Source organism: Mesorhizobium sp. M7A.F.Ca.CA.001.08.2.1 (assembly GCF_003998455.1).
In the GTDB taxonomy this organism is placed as follows: domain Bacteria; phylum Pseudomonadota; class Alphaproteobacteria; order Rhizobiales; family Rhizobiaceae; genus Mesorhizobium; species Mesorhizobium ciceri.
Window position 1 is genome coordinate 1 of sequence record NZ_RZPW01001102.1, and the last position, 1,515, is coordinate 1,515.

The window sequence follows — 1,515 nt, forward strand, 5'->3', positions numbered from 1 at the left end:
GGGCTAGCGTGCGCACACATTTGCTTCGTGCTGTGGTCAAGCGTGAAGAAGCGACGCCGGAAAATGGCTTGAAGTGTTTGAATCGCATGTGATTCTGTAGCTGCCATTGTTCTGGAGGCTACGACGATGGCTTTGCTGCTTGGATACTTCGGCGACCTGCGCCTGCAAAAAAGGGGAGCATGGTTCTGGAGCGCATGTTTGCGCGTGTCAGCGCGGGCATGCGCCGGCTGGCCGACACGCGCGCCGAGAAGGTTGCGTTCACGCGCCTGTTTCGCAATCGCCACGTGAGCAAGCACGAGATCATCCGCACGGCGGCGGCGCGAACCGCCGAAATGGCCGCCGGCCGCCACGTGCTGATCATCGAGGACAGCAGCGAGATCAACTATGAAGCCAAGGCCTCACGCAAGCGTGGCCTCGGTCGTGTCGGCAATGGCACGGATATCGGGCTGTTCGTGCATCCGGCGCTGGCCGTGGATGCCGAGGACGGCTCGGTCCTTGGCCTTGCAGGGGCCACGATCTGGCGGCGCGAGGCAAAGAAGGCGGATGACTACCAGGCGCTGCCGATCGAAGACAAGGAAAGCCACAAATGGATCGGCACCGCCAAGGCGGCATGCCAGGCGCTGACCGACACGCCGCAGATGACGGTGGTCGGCGACCGCGAAGCCGACATCTACGAAGTGTTTGCAAGGCTTCCCGGCGAGCGCACCCATGTGCTCATCCGCGCTGTACGGGATCGGGTTTTGGGCGCGCGGGGCGAGCGCCTGTTCAGCGCGATCGCCAAGACCTCGGAAGCCGGCCGCATTGCCTTCGAGCTGCAGGCACGTCCTGGCCGGCCGGGCCGCACCGTCGAACTGGCCGTTCGCTTTGCGGCGGTGAGCTTGCGCCAGCCGCGCCTTGGCGCCGACAGTCGCGATCCGCGTGAACTCACGCTCAACATGGTGGAAGTGCGTGAGATCGATCCACCTTCGCCGAAGGAAGCGGTGACCTGGCGGCTTCTAACCACACATTGCGTCAACACGCTGGCCGATGCCTGCCGCATCGTCGAGATGTACCGCTCGCGTTGGATCGTCGAGCAGCTGTTCCGGACCGTGAAGTCGCAGGCCATCGATCTGGAGGAAAGTCTCATCGCCGATGGCGATGCGCTCGAACGCCTGGCCGCCGCCGCCCTGGTCGTCGCCACCAGGGTCATGCAACTCGTGCACGGGCGTGGTTCGCCGGGCCAGGGCTTCCAGGCCGCACGTCTCTTCGATCCCACCGAGATCACCGTCCTGAACGTGCTCATCGCCAAACTCGAAGGCAAGACCCAAAAGCAGAAGAACCCCCACCCCACGCACACGCTCGCCTGGGCCGCCTGGTGTATCGCCAGGCTCGGAGGCTGGAACGGCTACGAAAAGGAACGCCCGCCAGGACCCATCACCTTCACCCAAGGCCTCAGACGCTTCAACGCCATCGTCGACGGCTTCGTTCTCGCCTCACAAAAATGAACCCGAAGCAAATGTGTGCGCACGCTAGCCC

General features: G+C 63.8%; 1 protein-coding gene. It reads left to right on the top strand.

Translation table 11 applies throughout. The features are described 5' to 3' along the window. Nucleotides 1-194: 194 nt before the first annotated feature. Entirely contained in the window at nt 195-1,484 is a 1,290-nt protein-coding gene (locus EN914_RS35175) for an IS4 family transposase (RefSeq protein WP_164753254.1), read from the top strand. Nucleotides 1,485-1,515: the final 31 nt, after the last annotated feature.

What these genes read in the sequence shown, in the direction of transcription:
- EN914_RS35175 (WP_164753254.1), top strand. Translation starts at nt 195, where the DNA reads ATGTTTGCGCGTGTCAGCGCGGGCATGCGCCGGCTGGCCGACACGCGC.